This window comes from Dactylosporangium siamense, assembly GCF_016862795.1.
GTDB lineage: Bacteria > Actinomycetota > Actinomycetes > Mycobacteriales > Micromonosporaceae > Dactylosporangium > Dactylosporangium siamense.
On the sequence record NZ_BONQ01000021.1, the window covers coordinates 26,378 to 50,949 of the forward strand.

General features: G+C 72.1%; 19 protein-coding genes. 16 read left to right on the forward strand and 3 right to left on the reverse strand.

Features of this window, described 5'->3' with window-relative positions; all coding sequences use genetic code 11:
- Positions 1-10: 10 nt before the first annotated feature.
- A complete protein-coding gene (locus tag Dsi01nite_RS06075) occupies positions 11-1,720 on the forward strand; it encodes a DEAD/DEAH box helicase (RefSeq protein WP_203845039.1) in 1,710 nt (569 codons plus the stop codon).
- 59 nt (positions 1,721-1,779) lie between these two features.
- On the opposite strand, the gene Dsi01nite_RS06080 is transcribed toward Dsi01nite_RS06075, so the two are convergent.
- On the reverse strand, positions 1,780-2,634 hold the full coding sequence (locus Dsi01nite_RS06080) for a DUF8832 domain-containing protein (RefSeq protein WP_203845040.1): 855 nt from the start codon (positions 2,632-2,634) through the stop codon (positions 1,780-1,782).
- 86 nt (positions 2,635-2,720) lie between these two features.
- On the opposite strand from Dsi01nite_RS06080, the gene Dsi01nite_RS06085 reads away from it, so the two are divergent.
- The 3 genes from Dsi01nite_RS06085 to Dsi01nite_RS06095 all read left to right on the forward strand — a co-directional run bounded on the left by Dsi01nite_RS06085 (position 2,721) and on the right by Dsi01nite_RS06095 (position 9,674).
- Complete coding sequence (locus Dsi01nite_RS06085) at positions 2,721-3,692, forward strand: C40 family peptidase (RefSeq protein ID WP_203845041.1); 972 nt, start codon at positions 2,721-2,723, stop codon at positions 3,690-3,692.
- A 196-nt stretch (positions 3,693-3,888) separates the two neighbouring features.
- Entirely contained in the window at positions 3,889-7,551 is a 3,663-nt protein-coding gene (locus Dsi01nite_RS06090) for a PQQ-dependent sugar dehydrogenase (protein ID WP_203845042.1), read from the forward strand.
- Positions 7,552-7,583: 32 nt separating this feature from the next.
- On the forward strand, positions 7,584-9,674 hold the full coding sequence (locus Dsi01nite_RS06095; RefSeq protein ID WP_203845043.1) for a RecQ family ATP-dependent DNA helicase: 2,091 nt from the start codon (positions 7,584-7,586) through the stop codon (positions 9,672-9,674).
- 542 nt (positions 9,675-10,216) lie between these two features.
- Here the strand turns inward: Dsi01nite_RS06095 and Dsi01nite_RS06100 are convergent.
- Positions 10,217-10,531 carry an MGMT family protein gene (locus Dsi01nite_RS06100; protein WP_203845044.1) on the reverse strand — a complete coding sequence of 105 codons (315 nt, stop codon included), beginning with the start codon at positions 10,529-10,531 and terminating at the stop codon, positions 10,217-10,219.
- 52 nt (positions 10,532-10,583) lie between these two features.
- Here Dsi01nite_RS06100 and proB point away from each other — a divergent pair, with 52 nt between their 5' ends.
- Positions 10,584-11,684 (forward strand): glutamate 5-kinase, encoded by a 1,101-nt coding sequence (gene proB / locus Dsi01nite_RS06105; protein WP_203845045.1) that lies wholly within the window; start codon positions 10,584-10,586, stop codon positions 11,682-11,684.
- An 87-nt stretch (positions 11,685-11,771) separates the two neighbouring features.
- Here proB and Dsi01nite_RS06110 read toward each other — a convergent pair whose 3' ends face one another.
- Positions 11,772-13,193 (reverse strand): gamma-glutamyltransferase, encoded by a 1,422-nt coding sequence (locus tag Dsi01nite_RS06110; protein ID WP_308442020.1) that lies wholly within the window; start codon positions 13,191-13,193, stop codon positions 11,772-11,774.
- A 44-nt stretch (positions 13,194-13,237) separates the two neighbouring features.
- Here Dsi01nite_RS06110 and Dsi01nite_RS06115 point away from each other — a divergent pair, with 44 nt between their 5' ends.
- The 11 genes from Dsi01nite_RS06115 to Dsi01nite_RS06165 all read left to right on the forward strand — a co-directional run bounded on the left by Dsi01nite_RS06115 (position 13,238) and on the right by Dsi01nite_RS06165 (position 24,517).
- A complete protein-coding gene (locus Dsi01nite_RS06115; RefSeq protein ID WP_203845046.1) occupies positions 13,238-14,575 on the forward strand; it encodes an MFS transporter in 1,338 nt (445 codons plus the stop codon).
- On the forward strand, positions 14,572-15,975 hold the full coding sequence (locus tag Dsi01nite_RS06120; RefSeq protein ID WP_203845047.1) for a pyridoxal phosphate-dependent decarboxylase family protein: 1,404 nt from the start codon (positions 14,572-14,574) through the stop codon (positions 15,973-15,975). Before Dsi01nite_RS06115 ends, Dsi01nite_RS06120 begins: the two co-directional genes overlap by 4 nt.
- 10 nt (positions 15,976-15,985) lie before the next feature.
- Positions 15,986-16,498, forward strand: a complete 513-nt coding sequence (locus tag Dsi01nite_RS06125) for an NADH-quinone oxidoreductase subunit B (RefSeq protein WP_203845048.1) — start codon at positions 15,986-15,988, stop codon at positions 16,496-16,498.
- Between the two features lies 1 nt (position 16,499).
- Entirely contained in the window at positions 16,500-17,054 is a 555-nt protein-coding gene (locus Dsi01nite_RS06130; protein WP_203845049.1) for an NADH-quinone oxidoreductase subunit C, read from the forward strand.
- Positions 17,054-18,013, forward strand: coding sequence for an NADH-quinone oxidoreductase subunit NuoH (gene nuoH, locus Dsi01nite_RS06135; protein WP_203845050.1), 960 nt, complete (start codon positions 17,054-17,056; stop codon positions 18,011-18,013). Before Dsi01nite_RS06130 ends, nuoH begins: the two co-directional genes overlap by 1 nt.
- A 2-nt stretch (positions 18,014-18,015) precedes the next feature.
- Positions 18,016-18,531, forward strand: coding sequence for a NuoI/complex I 23 kDa subunit family protein (locus Dsi01nite_RS06140; RefSeq protein ID WP_203845051.1), 516 nt, complete (start codon positions 18,016-18,018; stop codon positions 18,529-18,531).
- 58 nt (positions 18,532-18,589) lie between these two features.
- A complete protein-coding gene (locus tag Dsi01nite_RS06145; protein WP_203845052.1) occupies positions 18,590-20,173 on the forward strand; it encodes a methyl-accepting chemotaxis protein in 1,584 nt (527 codons plus the stop codon).
- Between the two features lie 75 nt (positions 20,174-20,248).
- Complete coding sequence (locus Dsi01nite_RS06150; protein ID WP_203845053.1) at positions 20,249-20,785, forward strand: NADH-quinone oxidoreductase subunit J family protein; 537 nt, start codon at positions 20,249-20,251, stop codon at positions 20,783-20,785.
- On the forward strand, positions 20,785-21,123 hold the full coding sequence (nuoK, locus tag Dsi01nite_RS06155; RefSeq protein ID WP_203845054.1) for an NADH-quinone oxidoreductase subunit NuoK: 339 nt from the start codon (positions 20,785-20,787) through the stop codon (positions 21,121-21,123). The genes Dsi01nite_RS06150 and nuoK overlap by 1 nt, the downstream gene beginning before the upstream one ends.
- Positions 21,120-23,009, forward strand: a complete 1,890-nt coding sequence (locus Dsi01nite_RS06160; RefSeq protein WP_203845055.1) for an NADH-quinone oxidoreductase subunit 5 family protein — start codon at positions 21,120-21,122, stop codon at positions 23,007-23,009. Before nuoK ends, Dsi01nite_RS06160 begins: the two co-directional genes overlap by 4 nt.
- A gap of 14 nt (positions 23,010-23,023) precedes the next feature.
- Positions 23,024-24,517: a complex I subunit 4 family protein gene (locus Dsi01nite_RS06165; protein ID WP_203845148.1), complete on the forward strand. Its 1,494-nt coding sequence runs from the start codon at positions 23,024-23,026 to the stop codon at positions 24,515-24,517.
- The last annotated feature ends 55 nt before the right edge of the window (positions 24,518-24,572 follow it).

The window sequence follows — 24,572 nt, forward strand, 5'->3', positions numbered from 1 at the left end:
TGAGCACAACATGACGATCGACAACACTGAGGCCGCCGAAGCAGTGGCCCCGCGCGCACCCGTGCGCCCAGACGCACCCACCTTCGCCGACCTGGGCGCCCGGCCCGAGACCGTGGCCGCTCTTGAAGCCGTCGGCATCATCCACGCGTTCGCCATCCAGGAATACGCCGTGCCGATCGCCCTGCGCGGCACCGACCTCATCGGCCAGGCGCCGACCGGCACCGGCAAGACGCTGGGCTTCGGCGTCCCCCTGCTGGACCGGGTCACCGCCCCCGCCGAGGGCGCCGACGGCCTGCCGCAGGCGCTCGTCGTGGTCCCGACCCGGGAGCTGGGCCTGCAGGTGGCCCGCGACATCGCCGCCGCCGGCAAGACCCGCGGCATCCGGGTCCTCCCGCTCTACGGCGGCGTCGCCTACGAGCCGCAGGTCGACGCCCTGCAGAAGGGCGTCGAGATCGTCGTCGGCACCCCGGGCCGGCTGCTGGACATGGCCAAGAGCAAGCACCTGCGCCTGCATGCCGTGCGGGCCCTGGTGCTCGACGAGGCCGACCGCATGCTGGACCTCGGGTTCCTCGACGACGTCGAGCGGATCCTGACCCTGCTGCCGGAGGACCGGCAGACGATGCTGTTCTCCGCGACGATGCCCGACCCGATCGTGACCCTGGCGCGGCGGTTCCTGCGCCACCCGATGACGATCCACGCGCACCACGACGCCAGCACCGGCGCGTCCCCGCTGACCAAGCAGGTCATCTACCGCACACACCCGATGAACAAGATCGAGATCGTGGCGCGGATCCTGCAGTCGACCGACCGCGGCCTGACCATGATCTTCACGCGGACCAAGCGGGCCGCCGACCGGGTCGCCGAGGACCTCGACTTCCGTGGCTTCGCCGCCGCCGCCGTTCACGGCGACCTCGGTCAGGGTGCCCGGGAGCGGGCGCTGCGCGCGTTCCGGGCCGGCAAGATCGACGTGCTGGTCGCCACCGACGTCGCGGCCCGCGGGCTGGACGTCTCCGGTGTCACGCACGTCATCAACTACGACTGCCCGGAGGACCCGGACACCTACACCCACCGCATCGGCCGGACCGGCCGCGCGGGCGCGACGGGCGTCGCGGTGACGTTCGTCGACTGGGAGGACATGCCCCGCTGGCGGATCATCGACAAGACGCTGGGCATGGAGCTGCCGGAGCCGCCGGAGACCTACCACACCTCCGCGCACCTGCTGACCGACATCGGCATCCCCGAGGGCATCACCGGGTCCCTGCCGACCGCCGACCGCAAGCGGGCCGGCCTCGCCGCCGAGCAGCTCGAGGACATCGAGGGCAAGCCGCGTGGCCGGGGCGGGCGCACCGCACGGGGTCGCGGCCGCGGCGAGCCGGCGTCCGCGCCGGCCGCCGACCCGACCGGCGAGGCCCGCCGCCCGCGGCGCCGTCGCCGGCGCGGTGAGGTCGACCCGGCCGAGCCGGCGCTGGCCGACGGCCAGGCCGTCGAAGAAGCCGGTGAGGGCGAGCCGCGCCCGGCCCGCACCCGCAACCGCCGGCGCCGGGTCGAGGGGGCGGACGCCCTGGAGACCGTGGACAGCGGTCCGGTCGTCACGGCCGAGGCCGGCGAGGAGGGCGAGGCCCGCACGGCCCGTGCCCGCACCCGCCGGCGCCGCCGGGGCGGTCGCGGCCGCGGCGGCAGCGACGCCGCCGAGACCACCGAGGGTCCGGCCGAGGACTGAGGCGTATCTGGTAGGTGGATGCCGGCTGCGGCCGACCCACTTACCGAACAGGCCTGAAGTCAGCGCACGTCGACGGTGAACTCAGCGCGGTGGACCTGTCCACCGCGCTGAAACTCGAAGAAGAGGCGGTAGCGGCCGACGCTGGGCGCCGACAGCCAGAACTTGACCGCCCCGCCGACCAGCTGGTCCTCCGGGTGGACGTGCAGGTAGCCCAGGTCGCCGTCGCGCAGGACGACCAGGTGACCGTAGGCGCCGAGATAGCGCTCCAGGTCCGTCACCGGCGTGCCGGATGCCAGGACCCGCAGTGACAGCGGCTGGGTGGCGTTGACCGCGGGCGTGCCCTCCAGGGCCACCGTCATCCCGCCGGTTTCGGCGGTCCGCACCGGCTCCGGCAGCGTCAGCGGCCGGTAGTCGCCGGCCACCGTGGCATCGACGGCGAGCGTGGCCGGCGCCTGCGCGCCCGCCGGGTCGAACGTGACGAAGTCCGCGTAGATCCGCCAGATGCCGGGCGACGGGAGCGTCAGCGGCACCGACCAGGTGCCGTCCGGCGCCATCTGCGGGTGCAGGTGCTGGAAGCCGGACAGGTCGTGCCGCGCCACCACCAGGTGCATGAGCTTCTCGTGGTTGAGCACGAAACGGGTGACGGCCTTGCCGTCGGGGCCGAGCACCCGGAACGTGAACTGCTGAGCCGCACCGGCGCCGAACGTCGTGGTCGACGGGGCCAGGGTGAACCCGCCGGCACTGAGCGACAGCCCGCCGAGGTCGCCCGCGACGGCGCCGCCGTGCGAGTGCGACGGGACGACGGTCGGGGCGGTGGCGGCCGGGGGAGCCGCCGGGTCCGCGGTCGACCTGGCGATCACGAAGCCCAGGAGCAGCGCCAACACGAGTCCACCGGCAACGAGCGGGCCCTTCATGCCCAAGACCGTAGCCGTCGCCTGGTCGTACCACTCCACCGGGGGACTTTTGGTAACGTTTGTCCAAAATGTGTCGTTAGTGAACCGTGGGGTCAATCCGGAACTCATGTTGCGCCGTCCTCGCCGCACTCGTTGCCGGCGTCCTGGCAGTGCCCGACGCCGGGCACGCGGACCCGGTCACCGACCGGCAGCGGCAGCTGGCAACCGCGTGGCAGGAGCTCGAAGGTGTCATCGAACGGTTCAACGCCGTCCGGGACGACCTGCGCACCACCGACGCCCAGCTCGAACGGGTGGCTGCCCGCACCGCCCCGCTGCAGGCCAGGGTCGACGCCGCGCAGCGCGACACCGACGAGGTCGCCGCCGCGCTCTACCGCAGCGGCGCAGTCACCAGCACCGCGGTGCTCATCAGCGCGCCGTCGCCCGGCTCGTTCATGGACCAGCTGGCCACGCTCGACCACCTGCAGCGCCGACGCACCGACGCGCTGCGCCGGCTCAAGGCCGACCGGGACGCGCTGACGAAGGAGCACGACGAGCTCGACGGGCTGAAGATCCGGCAGCGCGCCCAGCAGCAGGAGCTCGGGCAGCGCAAGGCGACGATCGAGGCGCAGATCAAGCGGCTCGGCGGGGACCGGGCGGCACGCGGCGCCCGCACCCCCTCCGGTGCGCTGCACGACGGTTACGTGCCGGTCTTCACCGACGACGCCGCGGGTCGCGCGGTGCGCTTTGCCTTCTCCCAGCTCGGCAAGGTGTACCGGTGGGGCGCCGACGGACCCGACACGTTCGACTGCTCCGGGCTGACGATGGCGGCGTGGAAGGCGGCCGGCGTCGTCCTGCCGCACAACGCGGCCAGGCAGAAGAAGACCGTCACCCCGATCAGGCGCGAAGATCTGCGCCCGGGCGATCTCGTCTTCTACTACAAGGACGTCAGTCACGTCGGCATGTACATCGGTGACGGCCGGGTGGTCGAGGCGCCGCGGGCCGGCGAACGCATCTCGATGCGGCTGCTCGACTACGCCCCGATCGTGGGGTACGGCCGCCCGGACTACACGGCTGGATGAACCCGTGGGGGGCTGATCGGCACAGGAAGTGATGATCTGAACGCGAACTGCTGATCATCACCGTGTGGACAGGCTACGACGCTCATGTTTGTGTCCTAATGGACGAGGCGCGCCAGTCGGCTTGGCGACAGCATCGACCAGACAGTGGACATCTACTGACTGTTCCCCTAGCGCGTCCGCATTCAGGAGTGCTCGCATGAGGCGTCGTCGCCGCTCCCGTTTAACCCTGGGCCTCGTGCTCGCGCTCTGCGTCCCCGCCTCGGCGGCCTTCACCGGCCCGCAGGCGGCCGGCGCGGCGACGACACTGCCGAACGGCTTCTCCGAACAGATCGTGCTGTCCGGGCTGAACCACCCGACCAAGCTGGTGTTCTCGCCCGACGGACGGGTCTTCGTCGCGGAGAAGGGCGGCACGATCCAGGTCTACGACAGCCTGTCCGACCCGACGCCGACCCTGTTCGCCGACCTCAGCAGCCGGGTGCACGACAACGAGGACAAGGGCCTGCTCGGCCTGGCGCTGCCGCCGAACTTCCCGTCGAACCCGTCGGTGTACGTCACGTACACCGCGACCACCCCGATCGGTGGCGGCCTCGACATCGGCGACACCTGCCCGACCCCCGGCACTGGCTGCATCGTCAGCGGGCGGCTGTCGAAGCTCACCGCGAGCGGCAACACGTGGACCGGCACCGAACAGGTGCTCATCAACGACTGGTGCCAGCAGTTCGAGACCCACTCGATGGGCGACGTGCGCTTCGGCCCCGACGGCGCGCTCTACGTCAGCGGCGGCGAGGGCGCCAGCCCCGTCTTCACCGACTGGGGCCAGCAGGGCAACCCGGTCAACCCGTGCGGCGACCCGCCCGGCGGGGCCGGCGCGGCGCTGAGCCCGCCCAACTCCGAGGGCGGCGCCCTGCGCTCCCAGGACGTGCGGACGCTGAGCGACCCGACCGGGCTGAGCGGCACCATCATCCGCGTCGACCCGGTGACCGGCGCGGCCAAGACCGACAACCCGCTCTACAACGCGACCACCGACCCCAACGCGCGGCGGATCGTGGCGTACGGCCTGCGCAACCCCTTCCGCTGGGCCTTCAAGCCCGGCACCAGTGAGATCTGGATCGGCGACGTCGGCTGGCGGACCTGGGAGGAGATCAACCGGCTGCCCAACCCCCTGGCCACGCCCGTCACCAACTTCGGCTGGCCGTGCATGGAGGGCAACTCGCAGCAGCCCGGCTACCGCGACGCGAACCTGAGCCTGTGCACCACGCTGTACAACACCAACATCGCTACCGGTCCGGTGTACACGTACGGGCACCACCAGCAGGTCAACGACAACGACGGCTGCCCGACCGGCGGCTCCAGCCCGACCGGTGTCGCGTTCTACCCGACGTCCGGCGGCAGCTACCCCGCCCAGTACCAGGGCGCGCTCTTCTGGGGCGACTACGCCCGCCGGTGCATCTACGCGATGCTGCCGACCAACGGCACCCCGGACCCGAGCAAGATCCAGACGTTCGCACCCGGCGCGGCCGGCCCCGTCGACCTGGAGATCGGCCCCGGCGGCGACCTGTACTACGTCGACATCGACGGCGGCACGGTGCGGCGGATCAACTACAGCGCCGGCAACCAGCCCCCGGCGGCCGTGATCGGCGCCAACCAGACCTCGGGCGCGCCGCCCCTCGCCGTGCAGTTCAACTCCGCCGGCACCAGCGACCCGAACGCCGGAGACGTCCTCACGTACCAGTGGGACTTCACCAACGACGGCACCTACGACGCGACCGGCCCGACGGCGAGCTACACGTACACCACCGCCGGGAACTACACGGCCAAGCTGCGCGTCACCGACGCGGGTGGGTTGTCCGACACCAAGACACTGCAGATCCTCGTCGGATCCAGCGCGCCGGTGCCGGTGATCGACACCCCCGCGGCCGGGTTCACCTGGGCCACGAACGACACGGTCAGCTTCACCGGCCACGCCACCGACGCCCAGGACGGCACGATCCCGGCGGCGAACCTGCACTGGCAGCTGATCCTGCAGCACTGCGCCGCCCCCGACAACTGCCACCAGCACTACATCAGTGAGGTCGACGGCGCGTCCGGGACGTTCATCGGGCCCGACCACGAGTACCCGTCCTATGTGGAGCTGCGGCTCACCGCGACGGACAGCAGCGGGCTCAGCACGACGGTCAGCCGGCGCCTGGACCCGAAGACCGTCACGATGACGTTCAACTCGGTGCCGAGCGGCCTCGGCATCACCGTCGGCTCGGTCTCCGGGGTCACCCCGTTCACCTCGACGGTCATCCAGAAGTCGACGCAGACCGTGTCCGCGCCGACGCCGCAGACGCTCAACGGCACCCAGTACACCTTCGGTTCGTGGAGCCAGGGCGGCGCCGCCACGCAGGTGATCACCGCGCCGACCACTGCCGCGACCTACACCGCCACCTACGCGGCGACCGGCGGCGGCACGTGCTCCGACAGCTTCGGCTACGTCTGCTCCACCGCGACCAGGGCGTTCGTCAACGCCGACACCACGGTGCTGGCCTTGACCGGCGACGACGCCGTGCAGCAGATCACGCTGCCGTTCCCGGTCAAGCTGTACGGCCAGACGTACAGCACCGCCTGGGTCGACACGAACGGCCTGGTGAGCATGGTCAACCCCAACGGGTTCAAGTGGGACAACACGACGCTGCCGAACCCGGCGCTGGCCAACGCCGCCGTCTACGCCTTCCACGACGACCTCGTCATGGACTCCAGCGCGTCGGTGCGCACGACCACGATCGGCACCGCGCCCAACCGGCAGTTCGTCGTGGAGTGGCGTAACGGCTACATCTACGGCGGCACCAGCCGGCGCATCACCTTCGAGGCGATCCTGTCCGAGAACGGTGACGTGATCACCAACTACGCGAGCCTCGACAGCGACATCGAGAAGGGCAACGCGGCGACCGTCGGCATCGAGAACGCCGACGGCTCGGTGGGCCTCGCCTACTCGGTCAACACCCCGAAGCTCCAGTCCGGCCGGGCGGTCATCTTCACCGCCCCGGGCGGGACGACCCCGCCGCCTCCGCCGCCGCCGTCCACCGGGACGGTCAGCGGCACGGTGACGGTCGCCGGCGGCGGCGCCGTGGCCGGGGCGACCGTGACCCTCACGGCCGGCGTGACGACCACCACGAACGCCTCGGGCGGCTACAGCTTCGCGGACGTGGCGTTCGGCTCGTACACCGTGAACGCCACCGCGAACGGCCAGTCGACGTCCGCGGCGGTCACCGTCGACGGCGCCGAGACGGTCAACCTCACGCTGCCCGCACCCCCGCCGCCGGCCGGGAACTACGGGATCACGACGGTCGCCGCGCCGTTCGTCCCCGCCGACGCGACGGTGCTCACCCTCACCGGCGACGACAACATCCAGCAGGTCACGCTGCCCGCGCCGGTGACGTTGTACGGCGTCACGTATTCGACCGCCTGGATCGACACCAACGGCAAGGTCTCGTTCGTCAACCCGGGCGGCGCCTACGTGGAGCACTCCGCGCTGCCGTCGACCGCGGCACCGAACGCGACGGTCTACGCCTTCTGGGACGACCTTGTCGTCGACGGTTCGGCGTCGGTGCGGACAGCGCTGGTCAACGGCTCGGTGGTGATCGAGTGGCGCAACCCGTACATCTACGGCAACGGGGTGCACAACCGGGTGACGTTCTCGGTCGCGTTCGCCGCTGACGGCACGATCTCGTTCAACTATTCGGGGCTGGACAACGACGTGGAGAAGGGCAACGGCGCCACCGTCGGCGTGGAGAACGCGGCCGGCACGGTGGCGGCGCAGTACCTCTACAACCAGCCGCTGCTGGTCTCCGGCACCTCCGTTCGGTTCACGCCCTGATTTGTGTCATACCCGGTTGCTAGGTTCGTGAGGTGCGTACCGAGGCAACCGCTGTTTTGAAGAAGCTCGCTGGTCCTTCCGCCGAACTGCGGGAGGACCAGTGGGCCGCCATCTCCGCCCTCGTCGCCGAGCACCGCCGGGTGCTGTGCGTCCAACGCACCGGGTGGGGCAAGTCCGCGGTCTACTTCATCGCCACCGCGCTGCTGCGCGCCCGTGGCGCCGGCCCGACGGTCATCGTGTCGCCGCTGCTCGCCCTCATGCGCAACCAGGTCGACGCCGCCGCCCGGGCCGGCATCACCGCCCGCACGATCAACTCCGCCAACCTGGAGGAGTGGGACCAGATCACCGCCGAGATCGCCGCCGGCGGCGTCGACGTCCTGCTCGTCTCGCCCGAGCGGCTCAACAACCCCGACTTCCGCGACAACGTGCTGCCCAAGCTCGCCGCGACCACCGGCCTGCTCGTCGTCGACGAGGCGCACTGCGTCTCCGACTGGGGCCACGACTTCCGCCCCGACTACCGGCGGCTGCGCACCCTCCTGCTCGACCTCGCCCCAGACACCCCGGTCCTGGCGACCACCGCCACCGCCAACGCCCGCGTCACCGCCGACGTCGCCGAGCAGCTCGGCGACGCCCTGGTCCTGCGCGGCTCCCTGGACCGCGAGTCGCTGCGCCTGGGCTCCCTGACCCTGCCGTCGGCGCCGCACCGGCTCGCCTGGCTCGGCGAGCACCTCGCCTCGTTCACCGGCTCCGGGATCATCTACACGCTGACCGTCGCCGCCGCCCACGAGACGGCCGCCTATCTGCGCGCCTGCGGCTACGAGGTCGCCGCCTACACCGGCCAGACCGAGGGCGCCGACCGTCTCGCCGCGGAGGAGGACCTCCTCGCCAACCGGATCAAGGCCCTCGTCGCCACGTCCGCCCTCGGCATGGGCTTCGACAAGCCCGACCTCGGCTTCGTCATCCACCTCGGCGCGCCGTCCTCCCCGATCGCCTATTACCAGCAGGTCGGCCGCGCCGGCCGGGCCGTCGACAAGGCCGACGTCCTGCTCCTGCCCGGCACCGAGGACCAGGCCATCTGGCGCTACTTCGCGTCCCTGGCGTTCCCGCCCGAGCCGCAGGTCCGCGAGGTCCTCGCCGTCCTCGCCGCGGCCGGCCGCCCCCTGTCCACCGCCGCCATCGAGCCCCGCGTCGAGCTGCGCCACACCCGCCTGGAGCTGATGCTCAAGGTCCTCGACGTGGACGGCGCCGTCCACCGCGTCAAGGGCGGCTGGGAGTCCACCGGCGCCCCCTGGCACCACGACACCGAGCGCTATGACCGCATCGCTGCCGCCCGCGCCGCCGAGCAGGACTCGATGCGCGACTATGCCGCCCTGACCACGTGCCGCCTCGAGTTCCTCCGCGCGACCCTCGACGACCCGGGCGCCGCCCCGTGCGGCCGCTGCGACGCCTGCACCGCCCCCTGGTATCCCGTCGACATCTCCCCGGACGCCCTCGCCTCGGCCCGCGCCCACCTCGGCCGCACCGGCGTCGAGATCGCCCCCCGCAAGCGCTGGCCCACCGGCCTCGCCGCCATCGGCGTCCCCCTCACCGGCAACATCCCACCCGCCGAGCAGACCCTCCCCGGCCGTGCCATCGGCCGCCTCAGCGACCTGGGCTGGGGCGACAAGCTCCGCAAGCTCCTCGCCGCCCCCGACGCCCCACTCCCCGACGACATCTTCGCCGGCGTCGTGGCCACCCTCACCGAATGGGCGAAGGGCGATGACCCCTGGCCCACCCGCCCGTCCGGCGTCGTCATCCTCGGCAGCCAGAGCACCCCCACCCTCCTGCACTCCCTCGGGACCCGCATCGCCGAGGTCGGCCACCTGCCGCTCCTCGGCGCCATCGAGCCCACCCACGCCGCGGACGCCGCCTCGCGCACCAACAGCGCCCAGCGGGTCCGGGCCCTGCACGACGCCTTCACCGTCCCACCGGCGCTCGCGGCCCAGCTCCCGACGCTGCCCGGCCCCGTCCTCCTCGTCGACGACCTGGTGGACAGCGGGTGGACCATGGCGATCGCCGCACGACTGCTGCGGCGCGCGGGGGCTTCTGGGGTGCTGCCGTTCGCCCTGGCCCTGTCAGCCTGATCCGGGGTTGGCGCCGTCTTGCGGTGATGCCAAGTCAGGTCCGACCTCGCGTGGTCCAGGTCCGTCGAGGTCATCATTCGGTGGTGCCACACCGTCATTGGCCAAAGAACGAAATCGCCCAAGTGGGCGGCACCCGCGATCTTGGAACGACCTGGTTGATTGGTGGTCGCGGGCGACCTCAGATCAACCAGGTTGTTGCGGTTTCCCACAGTGCGGTCCGCGCGGGCGACGCCCGCGCCCGATCAGGGGTGATTGTTCGAAGTTCTTCAAATCAACGACGGTGGCACCACCGAATGATGACCTCGACGGCGCCGGACCAGGTGAGCGCGGACCTGGCTTGGGATCACCGCGAGACGGCACCCACGGCGACCACGCCACCCTGTCGCATGGACGCGTCAGCGTCCGGGCGGAGCCACCGAGCCCCGAGGACTGACACCAGCGAGGCGCCAAGCGGATTACCCCCACCAAGGGCCGCAACGCGTCGGCGGCCACTGGCTCTTGGGGGACGACCACCATCCACGGCGCAGATGACGGCCGTGGGGTCAGGGCAGCGGGGCGGGGTCGTCCTCGGGCCACCAGACCGCTCTGCGCATGTCGACCTTGTCCGACTTGAGCGGAGTGCCCTCCTGCCGGTGCCGGCGCAGGGCTTCCTGCTCGTGGCCCGGGACCAGGCGGCCGTTGGCGGCCACCACGCGGTGCCAGGGCACGCCGCCGCCGTAGTGGGACATCACCGCGCCCACCTGGCGGGGGCCGCCGCGGCCCAGGTACTCCGCGATCGCGCCGTAGGACATGACGCGCCCCGGAGGGATGCGTTCCACCACGGTGAGGACCAGTTCGGCATAGTCGTCGTCGGCCACGATATGGGAACCTACCGCGAGCTGAGGGTGGCGACGCGGCAAGATAGGCGGCGTGCGGGAACAGGTCACCGAGGCTCGACGGATCGTGGTCAAGGTCGGGTCGTCGTCGTTGACCACCGCGGCCGGCGGGCTCGACGCGCAGCGGGTCGACGCACTCGTCGACGCGCTCGCCAGATGTCCCGCGGAGGTCGTGCTCGTGTCGTCGGGGGCGATCGCGGCGGGGCTGGCGCCGCTGGGGTTGTCGCGGCGGCCGCGGGATCTCGCGACGCAGCAGGCCGCGGCGAGCGTCGGGCAGGGGCTGCTCATGCGGGCGTACAACGACGCGTTCGCGCAACACCAGCGGGTGGTCGGGCAGGTGCTGCTGACCGTCGACGACGTGACGCGGCGGGTGCACTACCGCAACGCGTACCGGACCCTGCGGCGACTGCTGGACCTGCGGGCCATCCCGGTCGTCAACGAGAACGACACCGTCGCCACGGAGGAGATCCGGTTCGGTGACAACGACCGGCTGGCGGCGCTGGTCGCCTCGCTGGTGCACGCCGACCTGCTGGTGCTGCTGTCGGACGTCGACGGCCTGTACACCGGGGATCCCTCGCTGCCGGGCTCGACCGCGGTGACGGACGTGCGGTCGCCGGACGACCTGCGGCACATCAACGTCAAGCGGCCCGGCAAGGCCGGCGTCGGCACCGGGGGGATGGTGACGAAGGTCGAGGCGGCGCGGATCGCGACGACCAGCGGCATCCCGGTGGTGCTGACGTCCGCGCCCAACGCGAAGGCGGCCCTGGCCGGCGAGCCGGTCGGCACGCTGTTCCACCGGCAGCGGGAGCGGCCGCAGGCGCGGCTGTTCTGGCTCGCGCACGCGACCAGCCCGCGCGGCCGGCTGCATCTGGACGCCGGGGCGGTGCAGGCCGTCATCCAGCGGCACGCGTCGCTGCTGCCGGCCGGGATCACGGCGGTCGACGGGCGGTTCGCCGCGGGGGATCCGGTGGACCTGGTCGACGTCGGGGGTGTGCCGGTGGCGCGGGGGCTCGTCAACTACGACGCCACGGAGCTGCCGCCGCTGCTGGGCCGGTCGACGGGGGAGCTGGCCAAGGCGCTGGGCCCCGCGTATGAGCGGGAGGTCGTCCACCGCGACGACCTGGTCCTGCTGTAAACCAGCTACGACCTTGGTCCCGCTGCGAACCGGCTACGACCTGGTCCTGCTGTGGACAGGCTACGACCTGGTCCTGCTGTAAACCGGCTACGCCAGCAGGCGGCCGACGCCACCGCGCCGGGGATCGCCACCCGCGCCCGCCAGGCCCACCGCGCTCACGCCGCCGAAGTAGTGGTCGAGACGGTCCCACTGCTGCACCGAATAGCCGGCGGCGACGAACGGGGCCGGATCGGCGCCGGGCTCCACGTGCACCAGGCGGCCGCCGTCCACCGACACGGGGTGGAAGCGGGGGCGCCCGATCGCGGTCGCGGTGTCGTCGCCGTGGACCAGGACGTTGGTGAGCGTCTGGATCAGCGCGGTCCGGATGCGGGTCGCGCCGGCGGAGCCGATTGCCATGACGAGACCGCCGGTGGGATCCAGGACGACGGTCGGGCACATGCACGACGCCATCCGCTCGCCCGGCAGGGTGCCCGGCCGGATGAGATCGCCCTCGCCGAGCATCGAGTTCAGGTGGACGCCGAGGCCGGGCAGCCACACGCCGGCGCCGATACCGAGTGTCATCGTTATCACGCAGGCATTGCCGGCCTCGTCGACGACCGAGATGTTCGTGGTGTCACCGAGGCGTTGTGAGCCGTACACCAGGAGCGCGTCGGCCAGGTCCAGTGGTGCGAACCCAGCCGGCAGCGCGGCGATGGTGCGAATCGTCTCGTTCAGGTCTGTGCGCGCGAGCACCCGATAGCGCCCGAACGCCGCGGCGGTCACCGGCACCTGCAGCACCCGATACGAGGCGAGGTCCCGCGCGCTCAGCACCCCACCACCCGCCCGGACCTGCGAGAGCATCAGCTGTCCCACCCGCCCGGTGTAGAAGGCGGCCGGGCCCTCCGCCGACAGGATCCCGAAGGCGGCGTCCAGCCCGGGGTGGTGCAGCAGCTCACCGCCCTCCAGGAGGCGGCCCTCCGGCGCGTACACCGCCGACCCGAACCCGGGCAGCATCGCCGGCGCCAGCGACACGAGGGTGCGCGCGTGCGGCCCCGGCAGCAGGACGCCGCTGCGGGCCAGGTTCAGTGCGGGGGCGACGACCCGCTGCCACGGCAGGCGGCCCCACCGGCGGTGGATCTCACCGGCCCCGGCCGGGATGCCGGGCACACCCACGCTCGACGCGCCGATCTCGTACCGCTGCGGCACACCGCCGAACGAGATCTTGATGGGAACCATCGGCGCCGCGGGGGCGGTGCTGTCCAGGCCGGGGACGGCGCAGAAGAAGTCGAGGCAGGTGGTGGCGCCGGTGGCGGCGTCGAAGTAGGTGGCGAACCCGCCGCCGGCCAGACCGGTCAGGACGCTCTCGGCGGCGCACCCGGCGAGCATCGCGGCCACGGCGGCGTCGGCCGCGGACCCTCCGGCCGCAAGGACCCGCAGCCCGACCTCGGTCGTGGCGGGGTGCCCGGCGGCGACCCCGGCCGGGACCGTTGACCGGGAGCGCGACTGGGCCTGCAGCAGGGCGGTCGACAGCGGAGGTTCCTTTCCGAGACAGTGATCGCTAGCATTCGTGGACCATGGCCCCAGTCGTGCAAACCCAGGTCCTGCCGGGACGTGTGCGGGCGGGCTATGCGCTCGGCTCGCTGGTCACCGGCGCGTTCGGCACGGTGCCGGGCCTGCTTCTGCTGCCATACCTGACGGACACACTCGGCGTCGCTGCCGGGGTCGCCGGGCTGCTGGTGCTGGCGCCGAAGGCGTGGGACGTGCTGATCAACCCGGTTGCCGGGCGGATCTCTGATCGTACCCGCACCTCGATGGGGGCCAGGCGGCCATTTCTGCTCTTCGGCGGCCTCGCGCTCGCGGTGCTGTTCGCCGCGATCTTCGCCGCGCCGTTCGAGCGCAATGCCGCTTACGCGGCGGTGATGTTCCTGCTCGCGGCGACCGCGTTCGCGTTCTACCAGGTGCCCTACGTGGCGATGCCGGCCGAGATGACCGACGACTACGCCGAGCGGACCCGGCTGATGAGCTGGCGGGTCGCGATCCTCGCGGTCGCCATCCTGGTGTCCGGGGCGCTGTCGCCGATGGTGACGAAGCAGTTCGGTGGCGGCATCCCCGGGCACCGGGCGATGGGCGTGTTCGTCGCCGCGCTGATCCTGGTCGGCACGTTCGGCTCGTTCTTCGGCACCCGCAGCGCACCGGTCGGCAAGGTCCTGCCGAGCGAGCCGTCCTTCGCCGCGCAGTTGCGGGTCGTGCGGGCCAACCGGCCGTTCCGGCTGCTGCTGATCTGCTGGATCGTGCAGGCCGCGGGCATCGCCACCATGCTGGCCGGGGTCAGCTACTTCGCCACGCAGATCCTCGAGTCCCCGGACACCGGCGCGACGCTGCTGTTCGCGTGCTTCGTCGGCCCGGCGCTGCTGGTCATGCCGCTGTGGACCCGGGTCGGCCGGCGGGTCGGCAAGCTGCGCGCCTACGTGTACGCGTCGGTGCTGTTCGCGGCCGCCGCCGCGGCGCTGGCCCTCGCCCCGTTCCAACCGGCCGCCGTCGTCTACGTCCTGACCGGGCTCGTCGGCGGCGGGTACGCCGGCCAGCAGGTCTTCGGCCTGGCCATGCTGCCGGACTGCATCGCGTTCGACGCCCAGCGCACCGGCCGCCGCCAGGCGGGCGTCTTCACCGGGCTGTGGACGGCCGGCGAGACGTTCGGCCTGGCGCTCGGCCCCGGGGTCTTCGCGGTGCTCCTGGCGATCTTCGGCTACGTGTCCAGCTCCTCCGGCGAGGCCGCGGCCCAGTCCGGCACCGCCAAGATCGGCGTCCTCATCGGGTTCACCCTCGTGCCCGCCCTCGTCGTGGCATCGGCGCTCATCGGTCTGCGAGGCTACGACCTGGACGAGCGTCGACTCACCGAGGGGGTTTCGTGAAAGGCATTCCGGCGGAGCAGGTCCTGGCCGAGCTCGCCGAGCTGCGGAAAGGGGATCTGCCGACGCACGGCGGGCGGTTGTTCGCCTACGTCTACGACCCCGCCGTGCCCGGCCTCGACGAGCTCGCGGCGGCGGCGTACGCGTCCTCGGCGCACGTCAACGGCCTCGACCCGACCGCGTTCCCGTCGCTGCTGCGGATGGAGAACGACCTCGTCGGCATGGCCGCGGCCGTCCTGGGCGGCGGACCGGACACGGTCGGCAGCGTCACCAGCGGCGGCACCGAGTCGCTGATCCTCGCCGTGAAGGCGGCCCGCGACGGTGCCCCGCACATCGCCGAGCCGCGCCTGGTGATGCCGGTGACCGCGCACGCGGCGCTGGCGAAGGCCGCGTCCTACCTTCGTGTCGCTTTGGATGTGGTGCCGGTGGGCGCCGACCTCCGTGTCGATCCTGCCGAGGTCGCCGCCGCGATCGGGCCGTCCACGGTGCTGGTTGCCTGCTCGGCGCCGTCCTACGCGCACGGCCTCATCGACCCCGTCGAGCCGATCGCGGCCGCGGCGGCCGCCGCCGGGGTCCGCTGCCACGTCGACGCCTGCTTCGGCGGGTGGACGCTGCCGTTCCTGCGCCGCCTCGGCGAGCCGGTCCCGGCGTTCGACCTGTCCGTCGCCGGGGTCACCAGCATCTCCGTCGACCTGCACAAGTACGCGTACGCGCCGAAGGGCGTCTCGGTCCTGCTGCACCGCGACGAGGCGCTGCGGTTGCCGCAGTACTTCGGGTACGCCGACTGGCCCGGGTACACGATGGTCAATCCCGTCATCTCCTCCACCCGCTCCGGTGGGCCGATCGCGGCGGCCTGGGCGACGCTGCGGCACCTCGGTGACGACGGCTACCTGGCCCTGGCCTCGACGACCCTCGCCGCGGTGCGTGGCCTCGCGGCTGCCGTCTCCGCCGTCGACGGGCTCGTGCTGCTGCCGGTCGAGTCGACGGTCGTGGCGTTCCAGTCCACTGACGTCGACCTGTTCGTCCTCGCCGACGAGCTGACGGCCCGCGGGTGGCACACGCAGCCACAGTTCCAGCACGGGGACATCGCGCCGTCGGTGCACCTGACCGTGACGGCAGCCGTCGAGCCCCGGGTTGCCGAGTTCGCCGCCGACCTGGCCGAGTCGGTGGCCGCTGCCCGTGCGCACGGTCCGGTCGAGCTGCCGCCCGACATCTTCTCGTTGGTCGGCGACGTCTCGTCGCTGGCCGCGGCGCTCGGCGTGGGGTCCGGTTCGTCGGTGCTGCCCTCCCGCATGGCGGTGATCAACACCCTGTTGAACGCGGCGCCACCGGCTGTGCGCGAGCAGTTGCTGGTCGCATTCCTCAGCCTGCTGCAGCGGCCTGCCGGCCTCACGGGCGCGTAGGCTGACGCGTATGGGGAGTGTCGTGGGCGACCCGATCAAGTTCGTGCTCAACTGGGGCCGCCGCTATTCGCTGTGGGTGTTCAACTTCGGTCTCGCCTGCTGCGCGATCGAGTTCATCGCCACGTCCATGGGGCGGCACGACTTCATGCGCCTCGGCGTCATCCCGTTCGCACACGGGCCGCGCCAGGCCGACCTCATGGTCGTCTCCGGCACCGTCACCGACAAGATGGCGCCCGCGGTCAAACGGCTCTATGACCAGATGCCCGAGCCGAAGTACGTGATCAGCTTCGGCGCGTGCAGCAACTGCGGCGGGCCCTACTGGGACTCGTACTCGGTGACCAAGGGCGTCGACCAGCTCATCCCGGTCGACGTCTACATCCCCGGCTGCCCGCCGCGGCCCGAGGCGCTGCTGCACGGCATCATGAAACTCCAGGACAAGATCGCGGGGGAGCAGTCCGGCCTCGGCGGGGTCAACCGCACCGACGTCAAGGCGCTGACCGCCCCGCCGGTGCGGAGGCCCTGACGTGGACCTCTCCGTGTTCGGCGACGGCGCCTCCTTCAGCGAGTCCGCCGGCGGTGGCCGCTTCGCCCGCCAGACCGTCGACGTGCCGCCGGCGGGCTGGGTCGCTGCCCTGCTGACCGCCCGTGACGAGCTGGCCTGCGACTTCTTCGACTGGCTGTCGGCCGTCGACGAACTGCCCGACGGCTTCACCGTGGTGGCGCACGTCTATTCGACCTCGCTGCTGCACGGGTTGCTGCTCAGAGTTTCGTTGCCACGGCTTTCGCCGGCTGTGCCCACTGTTGTGCCTGTCTTTCCGGGCGCCGCTTGGCATGAGCGCGAGACGCACGAGATGTTCGGCATCGACTTCACCGGCAACGACGCGCTGACGCCGCTGCTGCTCCCGCCGGAGTTCGAGGGGCACCCGTTGCGCAAGGAGTTCGTGCTCGCGTCCCGGGTCGCGAAGCCGTGGCCGGGGGCGAAGGAGCCGGGGGAGAGCGAGCACACCGTGAGCAAGCGCGCCCCGATGCGGCCGCCGGGGGTTCCGGATCCGTCCGAATGGCCGGGAGGGCGGGTCTGATGCCGGTCTGGCTGGAGCTGATCCTGCGGGTCCTGGTCGTCGTCGGCGCGTTCCTCACCCTGCCGCTCATCGTCGGCCAGGCCGAGCACAAGGTGATGGCGCACATGCAGGGCCGCCTCGGCCCCATGTATGCCGGCGCCTTCCACGGCTGGGCCCAGCTGGTGGCCGACGGGGTCAAGTTCGTGCAGAAGGAGGACATCACCCCGCGCGCCGCCGACCGGCAGGTCTTCCGGCTCGCTCCGGTGGTGGCGCTCCTGCCGTACCTGGCCGTCCTGCTGGTCATCCCCCTCGGACCGCACGGCCTGGTCGCCCAGCCGCTCGACGTCGGGCTGTTCTTCGTCCTCGCGGTCGTCGGCATCGGCGTGATCGCCGTGCTCATGGCCGCCTGGTCGTCGGCCAACAAGTATTCGCTGCTCGGCGGGCTGCGAGCGGCCGCGCAGCTGCTCGGCTACGAGCTGCCCTTCGTGCTGTCGGCGGCGTCGGTGGCGATGGCCGCCGGCACGCTGTCGCTGTCCGGCATCGTCGAGGCCTGGCGCCCCTGGTGGCTGCTGTGGCAGCTGCCGGCGATGCTCATCTTCTTCATCGCCGGGCTCGCCGAGATCCGCCGCCCGCCGTTCGACATGCCGATCGCCGACTCCGAGCTGGTCTTCGGCTACCTGACCGAATACACGGGCCTCCGCTTCGCGTTCTTCCTGCTGGCCGAATACGTCGGCATCGTCGTCATCGCCGCCCTCACCACCGTGCTGTTCCTCGGCGGGTGGAAGGGGCCGTTCGACGACCAGGTCGGCTGGCTGTGGACGCTGCTGAAGATGTTCGCCGTCGCGTTCGTGGTGATCTGGCTGCGGGTCGCGTATCCGCGCCTGCGCGAGGACCAGCTGCAACGGCTCTGCTGGCTGGTCCTCGTCCCCCTCGCGCTGTTGCAGCTCGTCCTGACCGCCGCGGTGAAGGTGGCTTTGTAATCATGGAACTTCCCGGGAAAGGGCTCGTCAAGGGCCTCGCCGTCACGCTCGGCACGCTGACCCAGCGCACGGGCACCCAGCAGTATCCGGATGTCGAGCCCGACCTGCCGCCGCGCACCCGCGGCGTCATCGCGCTCATCGAGGAGAACTGCACGGTCTGCATGCTGTGCGCCCGGGAGTGCCCCGACTGGTGCATCTACATCGACTCCCACAAGGAGGAGGTCGTCGTCCCCGGCGCGGCGAGGGCGCGGCAGCGCAACGTGCTCGACCGGTTCGCGATCGACTTCTCGCTCTGCATGTACTGCGGGATCTGCATCGAGGTGTGCCCCTTCGACGCGCTGCACTGGACGCCGGAGTTCGAGTATGCCGAACACGACATCCGCGACCTGCTGCACGAGAAGGACCGGCTGGAGGAGTGGGTCGCCACCGTCCCCGCGCCGCCCGCGCACGACCATCGGGGTGAACCGGCCAAAGAGCAGACCGCCGCCGCAAAACGCTCAGGTCAGAGCGCGGTCTGACCGATCCGAGTGGTGAGTCGCGCCCGCTGGTCGCGGCCGACTGCTCGGAGGTGGCGGCATGTCCCGGCTGGGAATCTCGCAGAAGCTCTTCATCGGCTTTCTGCTCGTCTCGGTGGTGACGGTGGTGGTCGGCGTCTATGGCATCACCCGGCTGAGGCTGCTCAACCAGCACACCAACGACGTCTACGCCACGGCCGGCGCGCCGGGCTACAACGCGCAGAAGATGCAGAACCACTGGACCGAGACGCAGCTGCTCATGTACGCGGCGGCCATGAGCCCGGCGGCGAACCTGGAGCAGATCGTCACCGGGTACATCAAGCCCGTCGACGCGAGCTTCGACGCGGCGTACGCCGCCTACCTCGGCAGCCGGCACACCGCCGAGGGCAAGAAGCTCGCCGACGAGCTCGTCCGGCAGATGGCCGCCGTCCGCAAGATCCGCGACGAGCAGGTCCTGGCCGCCGCCCGCCAGGGCAACACGCCCGGCGCCATGCAGGCCCTCTTCAACCCGGAGATGGGCGCGATCCTGGAGGCGCAGCAGAACGTCGGCAGCAAGATCGCCGACATCGAGCAGGCCAACGCGAAGAAGATCTCCAACGACGCCGGCGACACCTACGACGCCGCCCGCACCAGCCTGATCGTCATGCTGGTGCTCGGCATCATCCTGTCGATGGGGCTCGCCGGGCTCGTCGCCCGGTCGATCGTGCGCTCGGTGCGCCGCGCCAAGTCCGTCCTGGACGAGGTCGCCGGCGGTGACCTGACCGCCCGCATGGACGTGACCAGCGGCGACGAGGTCGGCCAGATGGGCCGGGCGCTCAACGAGAGCCTCGACCGGATCGCCGAGATGGTGCGCCTCGTCGGCACCTCGGCGACCTCCCTGGCCAGCTCCTCGACCCGCCTCACCGGCGTGGCCCGCACCATCGCCTCGGGCGTCGACGACGCCGCCGAGCAGGCCACCGCCGTCAGCGGCGCGGCCGGCGAGGTGTCGCGCAACGTGCAGACCGTCGCCGTCGGCACCGACGAGATGAACGAGAGCATCCGGGAGATCGCGCAGAACGCCACGGAAGCGGTACGGGTGGCGAACGAGGCCATGGAGGCCGCCAACGAGACGACCCGCACGATGGCGAAGCTGGGCGAGTCCAGCGCTGAGATCGGCAACGTCATCAACGTGATCACCGGTATCGCCGCGCAGACCAACCTGCTCGCGCTGAACGCGACGATCGAGGCCGCCCGCGCCGGCGAGGCCGGCAAGGGCTTCGCCGTCGTCGCGAACGAGGTGAAGGACCTCGCGCAGGAGACGGCGAAGGCGACCGAGGACATCAGCCAGCGGATCTCGGCGATCCAGGCCGACGCGGCGAGCGCCGTGGCCGCGATCAGCCGCATCAGCGACGTCATCGAGAGCGTCAACGGCTACCAGACGACGATCGCCTCGGCGGTGGAGGAGCAGACCGCGACCACGAACGAGATGGGGCGAAACGCGGCGAACGCGGCCAACGGGAGCACCGAGATCGCGTCCAGCATCGACCGGGTGGCGCGGGCGGCGCAGTCCACGAGCGTCGGGGTGCAGGAGACCGAGTCGGCGGCGGCTGAGCTGGCGGGGATGTCGCAGGAGCTGAGCCGGGTCGTGTCGCGGTTCCGCGCCTAGACGTTTTTTCGAGCCTGCGGCTCGAATCTTGTCGGACCCTGGTGGCAGGATGTCGGCCATGAGGGTGGCATCGCGATGACCGCGGCGGACGTGCTGCTCGCCGCGCTCGGCGCCGTTGCGCTGGGCGCCGGCCTGCTGGTCGTGACGACCCGGCACGTGGTCCGGGCCGGGCTGTGGCTCGTCGTCACGCTGGGCGCGGTCGCCGGGCTCTATCTGGTGCTGTCCGCGGAGCTGCTCGCGTGGGTCCAGGTGCTGCTCTATGTCGGCGCCGTGGTGGTCCTGCTGCTCTTCGCCGTGATGCTGACCCGGGCGCCGATCGGCGCCAGCGACGACCTCGACCGGGTCCGCTGGCCCGGCGCGCTCATCGGTGCGGGAGCCGGCGCCGGCCTGGTGGCGCTGTTCGCCGACGCGTTCCACTGGAGCCGGGTCGGGCTGCCCGCGCCCGGCACCGCCGAGGCGATCGGCGGGGCCGTGTTCCGGACCTGGGTGCTGCCGTTCGAGCTGGTCTCGGTGCTGCTGCTGGCCGCGCTGGTCGGCGCGATCGTGGTGTCCCGCCCGGACATCAGCGCCGGGCCCCGCAGCGACTCCCGCCCCGATCCGCGGGGGCGCTGATGCATCCGGTCCTGCCGTTCACGATCGCGGCGCTGCTGTTCGGCATCGGTGTCTACGGTGTGATCGTCCGGCGCAACGCGGTGCTGCTGCTCATGGCGGTCGAGCTGCTGCTCAACGCGGTGAACCTGGTGCTGGTCACCGCCGACGCGACGATCCGGTCGGCCGTGCCGCACAGCGGGCAGTCGTTCACCCTGTTCATCATCGTGCTCGCCGCCGCCGAGATCGGGGTGGGTCTCGCGTTGATCCTCCAGCTCTACCGGCTGCGCCGGTCCGTCGACGTCGAGGACCTCCCGCTCACCGAGTCCTCTCCCGACCGGGATGCGGAGGTCGCGCGGTGAAGGCCGACCTGCTCGGGCTCGCACTGCCCGTGGTCCCGCTGGCCGCCGGCCTCGCCGGGCTGCTCCTGCGGTATCGGCACCGCGGGGTCGCCGCCGCGCTCGGCACCGGCGCCGCGGCCGTGGCCCTGATCTGCGCGGTCGCCGTCGCCCTGCGCGGGGCGCGGGCGCCCGACGCCGGGATCGTCATCGCCGACTTCGGGCGGCTCTCCGTCACGTTGGGCACCTGGCTGGACGGCCCGGCCGGGTTCGTCGCGGTCGCCGTCGGCGTGGTCGCGCTGTGCGTGCAGATCTACTCCGTGGCCTATCTGCACGACGACGACCGCTACGCGCCCTATGCCGCGCAGGTCAGCCTGTTCACCGGCGCGATGCTGCTGGTGGTGGTCTCCGGTGACCTGATCGCCCTCCTGGTCGGCTGGGAGGTCATGGGCATCTGCTCCTATCTGCTGATCGGCCACGACCGGCGGCTGCCGGAGGCGCCCCGCGCCGCGGTCAAGGCGTTCCTCGTGACCCGCGTCGGTGACGTCGGCTTCCTGATCGGCATCGTGCTGCTCGGGCTGCACGCCGGCAGCTTCCGCATCGCCGAGGTGTTCCGCGCGGACCTGCCGGCCGGCACCGTCACCGCCGCCTGCGTGCTGCTGCTGGCCGGCGTGGCGGGCAAGAGCGCCCAGTTCCCGCTGCACACCTGGCTGCCCGACGCGATGGCCGGCCCGACCCCGATCTCGGCCCTGATCCACGCCGCGACGATGGTGGCCGCCGGTGTCTATGTCGTGGCCCGGCTCTACCCGCTGTTCGAGCGTTCCGGCGCGGCGCTCACCGTGCTCGCCGTCATGGCGTCGATCACGATGCTCCTGGGCGCCCTCGCCGCGCTCGGCCAGGACGACATCAAACGGGTTCTGGCCTGGTCGACGGTCAGCCAGCTGGGGTACATGACCGGCGGTCTCGCCGTCGGCGCGCCCGACGCGGCGCTGTTCCACCTGCTGACCCACGCCGCGTTCAAGGCGCTGCTGTTCCTCGCCGCCGGTGCGGTGATCCACGCCGTCGGCACCAACCTGATGGCCGCCATGGGCGGGCTGCGCAGCCGCATGCCAGTGACGTTCTGGACGATGACGGCCGGCCTCGCCGCCCTCGCCGGCGTCCCGCCCCTGGCCGGCTTCTTCAGCAAGGACTCGATCATCGAGGCGGCCTGGCACACAGCCCGGGGCGAGACCCGCATCCCCGGCCCGCCGGTCGTGCCCGGCTCGATCTCCTCCGCGTTCCCGCTGTCCGCCACGGCGGCGTGGCTGGTGCTGGCCGCCGCCGCGCTCACCGTGGTGCTCACTGCGGCCTATGTCGTGCGCCTGTGGCGCCGCACGTTCCTCGGCGAGCCCCGCAGCGCCGCCGCCCGGACCGGGCACGAGCCGCCGTGGGCGATGCGCGGGCCGTTGCTCGTCCTCGCCGTGCCGACCGTCCTGCTCGGCTTCGCCGGCCTCTCCGCCGCCTTCGGTCGTCGGCTCGGCGGCGAGCACGCCATCGCGGAGATCGGCGTCTTCGCGCTGCTCCCGCTGGCGCTGCTGGCGCTCGGGGTGGCGGTCGCCTGGCGTCGTGACCCGGCTGCCGACCTGCCCGACACCGCCCTCACCCGGCTCCTCGCCAACGCGTTCTACCTGGACGCGGTCCAGGACGCGCTGGTCACCCGGCCGGTCACCGCGCTGGCCCGGCTGGCCCGGCGCGCCGACGAGACCGTCGTCGACGGCGCGGTCGACGCGACCGGCACCGGGGCCACCGGCGCCGGTGCGCTCCTCGCCCGGGCGCACATCGCCGGGCTGCCCCGCGCCACCGGCGCCGTCCTCGGCGGCGCGGTCGTCATCGCCGCCGCCATCGCCCTGGTCGTGGGGGTGTCCTGGTGAGCACCGGTCAGACCATGCTCCTCGCGCTGCTGATCCTGCCCGCGATCGGCGCGCTGTTCGCCGCCGCCATGCCGGCCCGGCTCGACCGCGCCGCCCGGGTCGGCGGCACCGCGTTCGCCGCCGCCACCTTCGGCGCCGCCCTGTTCTTCGTGCCGGGCACCACCACGCCCGGCACGGGCGCCATCCTGCCGTGGGCGGAGATCGACGTGCCGTGGGCGCCCGACCTCAGCCTGCGCTTTCATCTCGGCGTCGACGGCATCTCCTATCCGCTCGTCGCGCTCACCACCGCGCTGACGATGCTCTGCTGCGCGTATTGCCTGTGGCGGGTCCCGGACCCGGGCCGCGGCCGGCTCCTGGTGGCCCTGCTGCTGGTCCTCGAGGTCGGCATCATCGGCGTGTTCCTCGCCCTCGACCTGGTGCTGTTCTTCGTGTTCTTCGAGGTCGTCCTGCTGCCGATGTATGCCGTCATCGCCGTCTGGGGCGGCGCCGACCGCCGGCGCGCGGCCCGCAAGTTCGTGCTCTACACGCTGTTCGGCTCGGTGCTGCTCCTCGTCGGCGTCTTCACTGTCGTCTCCGCCACCGGCACCGCCGACCTGGTCGCCCTCACCGACCCGGCGACCCGCCCGATGAGCAGCGGCCTGCAGCTGTTCGCGTTCGTGCTGCTCGCCGTCGCCTTCGCGGTCAAGAGTCCGCTCTGGCCGCTGCACACCTGGCTGCCCGCCGCGCACACCGAGGCCCCGACGGTCGGCTCGGTCATCCTGGCCGGCGTCCTGCTGAAGATGGGCACCTATGGCCTGCTCCGGGTCGCCGTCGGTGTCGCGCCCGACGCCGCCGCCCGCAGCGCCCCGGTCCTCGGGATCCTGGCCACCGCGGCCATCATCGTCGGCGGCCTGGTCTGCCTCGCCCAGACCGAGCTCAAGCGCCTCATCGCCTACTCGTCCGTCGGCCACATGGGCTTCGTCCTGCTCGGTGTCGCCACGCTCACCACCACCGGCTTCCAGGCCGCCCTCATCGGCAACATCGCCCACGGCATCGTCACCGGCCTGCTGTTCTTCGTCGCCGGCGGGATCAAGGACCGGGCGCACACCGGCGAGCTCGCCCAGCTCGGCGGCCTCCGCGAGACCGCGCCCGCCCTCAGCGGCGTCCTCGCCTTCGCCGCCATCGCCTCCCTCGGCCTGCCCGGCCTCGCCGGCTTCTGGGGCGAGGCCTTCGCCGTCTTCGCCGCCTTCGAACGCGGCGGCCCGCTCTGGAGCACGCTCGGCGTCCTCGCCGCCGCCGGTGCCGCCCTCGCCGCCGCATATTTCCTGCGTCTGCTGCGCCGGGTCACCCACGGCGCCGCGACCCCGGCGGTCACCGCCCTCACCACGGAGGGCCGCCTGCGCCCGGGCGAGCTGGTCGCGTGGTCCCCGCTGGTCCTGCTCACCCTCGCGGTCGGCATCGTCCCCGTGCTGGTCCTCGGCTACTCCGCCGACCCGGTCGCCGCCCTGGCGGAAGTGATCACCCGATGACCTCCTCCGCACCGCCGCCGGTTTCGTCGGCCCGTCCGGTGTCGTTCATGCGTGC